At 59.3% G+C, this 6214-nt stretch carries 6 protein-coding genes; 5 read left to right on the forward strand and 1 reads right to left on the reverse strand.

The genetic code is table 11. The annotated features are described in order from the left end of the window. The 5 genes from JOY90_RS31390 to JOY90_RS31410 all read left to right on the forward strand — a co-directional run. The coding region (locus JOY90_RS31390) for an ABC transporter permease (RefSeq protein ID WP_291694975.1) at positions 1 to 769 on the forward strand (769 nt) is incomplete at its 5' end. Beyond that, positions 766 to 1749: an ABC transporter ATP-binding protein gene (locus JOY90_RS31395; RefSeq protein WP_291694976.1), complete on the forward strand. Its 984-nt coding sequence runs from the start codon at positions 766 to 768 to the stop codon at positions 1747 to 1749. The genes JOY90_RS31390 and JOY90_RS31395, both read left to right, overlap by 4 nt. After that, positions 1739 to 2767, forward strand: coding sequence for an oligopeptide/dipeptide ABC transporter ATP-binding protein (locus JOY90_RS31400; RefSeq protein ID WP_291694977.1), 1029 nt, complete (start codon positions 1739 to 1741; stop codon positions 2765 to 2767). The genes JOY90_RS31395 and JOY90_RS31400 overlap by 11 nt, the downstream gene beginning before the upstream one ends. A 732-nt stretch (positions 2768 to 3499) precedes the next feature. Beyond that, positions 3500 to 4537, forward strand: coding sequence for an ABC transporter substrate-binding protein (locus JOY90_RS31405; protein ID WP_291694978.1), 1038 nt, complete (start codon positions 3500 to 3502; stop codon positions 4535 to 4537). Between the two features lie 174 nt (positions 4538 to 4711). Continuing rightward, positions 4712 to 5419, forward strand: coding sequence for a GntR family transcriptional regulator (locus JOY90_RS31410; RefSeq protein WP_291694980.1), 708 nt, complete (start codon positions 4712 to 4714; stop codon positions 5417 to 5419). Positions 5420 to 5703: 284 nt separating this feature from the next. Here JOY90_RS31410 and JOY90_RS31415 read toward each other — a convergent pair. Then, positions 5704 to 6214 (reverse strand): hypothetical protein (locus JOY90_RS31415; protein ID WP_291694979.1); only part of this gene is annotated, 511 nt, incomplete at its 5' end.

The following is a 6214-nucleotide window of genomic DNA, read 5'->3' on the forward strand; positions in this document are numbered from 1 at the left end:
CGTCGTCATCGCTGTCGCGGCCGGTCCGCTTTTGAGTGCCTATTCGCCGACCGACATGGATTTTCTTGCACTATTGGCCGCCCCGAGCTGGAAACACCCGTTTGGCACCGATTCGTTCGGTCGAGATGTCCTCACACGCATTCTCTACGGAGCGCGCGTGTCGATGCTGGTGAGCGCCGCCGGCGTCCTGTTGGCGGTCATCGCTGGGACAGCCGCGGGGTTGCTCTGTGCTCACTTCGGCAGATGGTTCGAAACGGTCGTGATGCGCGCCGCCGATCTACTTCTGTCCTTCCCGAGCTTTGTACTCGCGCTCTTTCTCATGGTCGTTTTGGGTTTCAGCATTGCGAGCGTGACCGCGGCCATCACGCTCGTGTATCTGCCGATCTTCGCCCGGCTCAGCCGCAACATGGCGGCTGTCGTCAAGGACGAGCCCTGGGTGCAGGCCGCTCGCCTGTTCGGACAACCGCTCCATAGCATTCTCGGTCGCGAGATTTTGCCCAATATCGCGGCTCCCATTCTCGTTCAGGCCGCGACCGGCGTTGCCTTCGGAATCGTCATCGAGGCTGGCCTGAGCTTCCTTGGCCTCGGCGTGCAGCCACCCAGCCCATCGCTCGGCAGTATCATGGCTGACGGCCGCGAGTATTTCTCCCGAGCACCTTGGGTTTTGACCATGACCGGCGCGGGCATCTCGATCGCGCTGCTGGGACTGAACCTCCTGAGTGATGGAATACGTGATCTCATGGATCCGAAGCTGAGGAGCCGGCTATGATTGGCGAGGATGCCGTGCTCCAGGTCGCGGAGCTCCGAACGACGTTCTTTGATCGCGGGAAGCCGCGGGAAGCTGTCCGAGGCGTGAGCTTCTCTGTGCGGCGGGGCGAGATCCTTGGCCTGATCGGTGAATCCGGCTCCGGCAAAACCGTCACTGGGCTCTCGATCCTGCGGCTCCTTCCGGAGCACGCCAAAATGGAAGCGGAATCGATCAGATTCGAACAGCACGAGCTGGCCGGAATGCCGGATTCGCAGTTTGCGGCGCTTCGCGGCACCGAACTGGCGATGATCTTTCAGGATCCTGTGGGCTCCTTCAATCCGGTCAAGACGATCGGCTGGCACCTACGTCATGCGATGGCCCGCCGCCAGGACTCAAACGCCATCTCTGCCAAGACATGGCAGACGGATCCGCTGCTTTTGCTCGATGAAATGAGGATACATACACCGGAGCGCATCCTGGATGCCTATCCGCATCAGCTAAGTGGTGGCATGCTGCAACGCGTTCTGATCGGGATGGTGCTGGCTCTAAGGCCGCGGCTTATCGTCGCCGACGAACCGACGACAAATCTCGACAACTTGGTCGAACGCCAGATTCTCGACCTCATTCGTCACCATCAGCGTCGGCTCGGGCTTTCTGTCCTGTTCATCACGCACGATCTCACCATCGCTCGGGATTTGTGCGATCGGATCGCGGTGATGTACGCCGGTGAGATCGTCGAGATGGGGCCGGCTTCGGCTGTACTGGACGATCCGCAGCATCCCTATGCGGCGAGCCTTCTGCGCACAGCACGATCACTGGAGCAGCACGAAGCCACGCTGTTTGAGCTTCCAGGAGAGCCGGGTCAGGATGCCCGCCAGCGCAGCGGATGCAGGTTCGCCGCACGGTGCCCAAGCGTCATGTCACCCTGCCAGATAGACGATCCGCCTCTCGTCAGGGTTTCCCCTCAGCACCACACGAGATGTCTTCTCCATGTCCAGTGAATCCTCAGTAGCCTCGCTCAACGCCAGGCCGCTGATGCGGGTGGAGAACCTGACGCTCGAGTTTCCCTCGCGCTCCCGCGGAGCAAGCATCGTCCGAGCGATCGACGACGTGTCGATCGACATCGCCGAAGGCGAGATCATTGGACTCGTCGGCGAGTCGGGCAGTGGCAAAACGACGCTGGGAAAGACTCTGCTCGGAATGTATTCGGCGAGCGCCGGTCACATCTGGTACGAGGGAATCGATCTCGCCACAGCTGACGCCAGGAGCTTGAAACCACATCGACGTGATCTGCAGATGGTCTTCCAGGACCCGCTCTCGTCGTTCAATCCACGATTTCGTATCGGGGACTCCATGGCCGTGCCGCTTCGGCTCCACCACATTTGCCGTGGCAAGGCCCTCGAGGCGGAAGTCGGCCGCCTTCTTGAGCGGGTCGGCTTGTCGGCCGACCATGCACGGCGCTTTCCGCACGAGCTTTCCGGGGGACAGCTGCAACGAGTTGCCATCGCCCGGGTGCTGGGGATCGGCCCCAAGCTGATTGTGGCGGATGAAGCCGTCTCAAAACTGGACGTATCGATTCGGGCACAGATCCTCAACCTTTTGAAGGCGATCAACCGAGACATCGGGGTAAGCCTGGTGTTCATCACTCACGATCTGAGCGTCGCTCGATTTCTATGCAACCGTATTGCAGTGATGTATTTCGGCAGGATCGTAGAGCTCGGGTCCACCGAGAGCATATTCTCAGATGCCATGCATCCCTACACGCGACGTCTGCTCGAAGCGCGGCGCGCCAACCAACCGCACGACCCGGCCGACGATGTGACCGGTCCGGTAACAGCGAGCGGGAGCGTCGACCGCTTTGCCGGATGCAACTATCGTGATCGCTGCTCGGTCAGGATCAGTCGCTGCGACAGAGAGCGACCTGGGCTTGAGGGGCCGTCCAATGAGAGGCGATTTGCCTGTTTCAACCCTCGGGGGCATCAGGAAGATCCCGCTCCAGCATTGGCGATGGCACGCTAGGAAACTCCCTGTCCAATGCAAAGCGTCGCGGGTCGACGCTTTGCGAACTGGAAATGCCTGTCTCTCCGTGGAATTGTCTGGGTCTTTTCGAAATGCCAGCGTAACGGAGTCGGCATGGATTTGATCCTGTCTCCTTCAGCGAGCCGTTGCGTGGCTGGCTGTTTCAAAGCGGAAGCATGACCTGATCGTCAGTTTCGAGCTCGGCGTGGCGGCTCTCTTTGTGCGAGCTGGCGCGCTGATCTTGTGCGGGCTGGCGCGCTCATCGCGAGAAGAACGTTATGGCGCGCGGCCAGAGGGGACGATCGTCCGAAGGTCGGCTGCACACAAAGCCCAAGGGTTGCTGTCATCAGGCCCGCACCATTTGCTGGAGGTCACCTTGGCCATCATCGGGAATTTTCACGGCGTCGGACGATGGTTTCGTCGACTCGATCAAGACATTGACACTCGACCTCAACGTCCGGCTCGTTCCCGCCGGAAAGGAGAGCTAAGCCGGCGTCACAAGCGCAGGTTGCTTTAGACTTCAATTGCGACTGCGCCAGCAGATCCGACATAATCGCACCGTTGTTTGAGGCCATGCATGCATACGGGACTACAACCTGCGCGAGCTTTTGCTTGCTCATGCTGTTGAGAGTGCATAAGATTGATCGGAAATTCGATCGACTGTACGCGTCGCGATCCGGCTGCTTCAGATATGAATCCTCCTGGAGTCCGGTGCAACGAGGAATCAGAGTAGTGTTGCGTCGACGCGATCTGCTGGCCCTTCCGATATCCCTGGTCTGCGGGCTACCAGAGGGGACCTGGGCGCAAGCCAAGCCGGAGAATCCCTCGTTAAGAGTGACGGTCGGGGGCAGAGCGTTCTTGCAATATGCACCTCTCACGATCGCCGAGCAGTTGGGCTATTTCAACGAGGCTGGACTGGCTCCTCAGATTATCGATGTTGCCGGCGGCGCGAAAGCGCTTGAGGCCCTCGTCGGCGGCAGTGCCGAACTCACCGCCGGAGCGTTCGATCACACGATTCAGATGCAAGCCAAGAACCAGGAGATCGTGGGGGTCGTCCTCTTTGGTCGTCATCCCACGTTTGCCTTGGCGGTACGAAGCGAAAGAGCAGATGCCTACCATGATCCGAAAGACCTGAGAGGCATGAGGATCGGCGTCACGGCGCTCGGATCGCAAACACAATTTATGATTGAGTATATTGCAATTCAGGTGGGGCTTGCGCCTTCGGAAATATCATTCGTCAGTGTTGGAGGCGGAACAGGGGCGGTCGCCGCGATCCGAAATGGTGCCGTCGATGCCGTGGTCACCGGGGAGCCCGCGCTGACTGAGCTCACATCTTCTGGCGACACCAAAATCGTCGCCGACACCAGAACCAGTGAAGGCACTATCAGCGTCTTCGGGGGACTCTATCCATCTGGGACGATCTATGCGCGGGCGGGGTTCATCGATCGAAACCCGCAAACCATCGAAGCGTTTGTCTTGGCAATGGTCCGCGCTCTCAGGTGGATCAATCAGGCGTCGGTCGAAGAAATTGCCGACCTCCTGCCTCGAGACTGGGCAAAGCCGAACCGGGATCTGTTTCTCACATCGATCCGGGGCACCAGGGACATGTTTTCACCCGAGGGACGGTTCAGCCTCGATGAAGCGCGTGTAGCGCTTCATGTGCTGTCAACAATTGATCCGCGTCTGCGCAACGTGAATATCAATCTGGAAGCCACATTCACTAACGCGTTTGTCGACAAAGCGCGCGCCACACTTGGTGGTAAGAGATGAGCGCCCCCGATCGGGGCGCGCACCCCTCGCAGTGACAGTAGGCCAGGGCCTCGAGGCCACTCACCATCCAGATGTCTCTCGCTGGGCTCTACAGGAGGCGACGCGGAGTAATCCGAAGATGGATCGGACCACACGGAGGCGCTTGCTATTCTGATTCCAAAGAATCGTCGCAACATCCCGCTCCATCATCAGGTCTTCCTCGTTTTGCAGGACGAGATTGCGGAACGCCGCTACGCTCCGGGAGAAGCCCTGCCGAGTGAGGATGATCTCGCCAAGCATTTCCGCGTGTCTCGCGTGACCGTCAGGGCTGCCTTGGAGAAGCTTGACGCGCTCGGTTTGATCGAGCGTCGTCAAGGTGTAGGAACCTATGTGCGAGAGCTTCCCAGGCCGAAGCCACTGACAGTCCCCTTGCTTGACCTTGCGGCCCAAAATCGTCAGATCGTACGTACGACCCGAGCTCACGTGGTCGAATACGGGTTCACGCCGGCCCCTCGACACGTTCGCAGCCATTTTCGAGCCCAGCCCGACGATTTGTTTCAGAGAGCAGTTCGCATTCGCTATCTGAAGGACCGGCCAATCATGCAGGTCACCACCTATATCCCTGAGGCAATCGGACGCCAATTCGGTCGGAAAGAAATGGAAGGCGGTTCGCTGCATACGATATTGCGGCGGCTTGGTATTGCGTTTGCGTCGGGTGAACAGGTAGTGACGGCTGCGGCTGCAGATCCTGTCGTTGCCGAGCGGCTCAATGTGGCAATTGGTGCGCCGCTCTTGAAGGTGGTGCGCATGCACTTCGATGGCATGGGACGCCTCATACAGCACTTCGAACTGTTGGCCCCACCCACAACCTACGAATTGAGAATGCCTCTGAAAGCGTACTAGTCCAACGAAGGCTTTCCGGTCTCGCAGGCCATCGAAGGTGGGCGCCGTGATCAAGCCGACGACGCCATCCTGTTCATGGACTCTGCCGGTGTTCCTCAAGGCGAGGCGTCCTGCGATGGACTGGAAACCATTGGCGTGAGCGAGGCAGCAATCATGGAAGACGAGTGCGATGGCATCTATTTTTCAAACGAGCCGCTGGCTTCGCACAGGCACCGGTGGCGTGCAGGGGTCAAACGATTTGATGCCTGGATAGAACCGGCAAGGCTGCTTCGCGGCCTAACGTCTCACAGGTCCGAGGACTGCAGGGTTACCCCAGCAACGATGCAGGTCGATTCTATCAGAAGGCGAACCGCTCTCGCATCCCAGTCGAGCCTTTCCGGCAAGTCTGTCCAATAATGCGATAGCACATGGGCCGCATGACGAGCTTTTACGCCCAGGCCAACGATCGTTACGGCTGGCATCGCCATGATTGCCCGTTCGATGGGGTCGAGCAACGTCAAGACCGCTTCGATACGCTCGTTCGTGGGCTTGGTTGTTGCCTCGCTCAGCGCATCATCCCCCGACTCGGCGAAGCGGGGCGCCGGAGATTCACCTCGCTGAAGAGCTGCGAGCTCGGCCGAAAGAGCTTCAAACTGGCGGCCAAGCGCAACCAGCGCCGAATCCGGGTCGCTTTCAACTGTTCCTCTTCCAACGGTTGGAACGCGCAGCTCAACTCCCGAAACGACCCGGAACATTTCATCGGGAGACATTAGTCGATCTCCAATCGAGAATGCAATGATGGGCGAAGCGATCAGC

This window comes from Bradyrhizobium sp., from assembly GCF_019242285.1.
Taxonomy (GTDB): Bacteria; Pseudomonadota; Alphaproteobacteria; order Rhizobiales; family Xanthobacteraceae; genus Bradyrhizobium.

Coding starts and splice junctions, on each gene's coding strand:
- JOY90_RS31395 (WP_291694976.1), top strand. CDS start 766: ATGATTGGCGAGGATGCCGTGCTCCAGGTCGCGGAGCTCCGAACGACG.
- JOY90_RS31400 (WP_291694977.1), top strand. CDS start 1,739: ATGTCCAGTGAATCCTCAGTAGCCTCGCTCAACGCCAGGCCGCTGATG.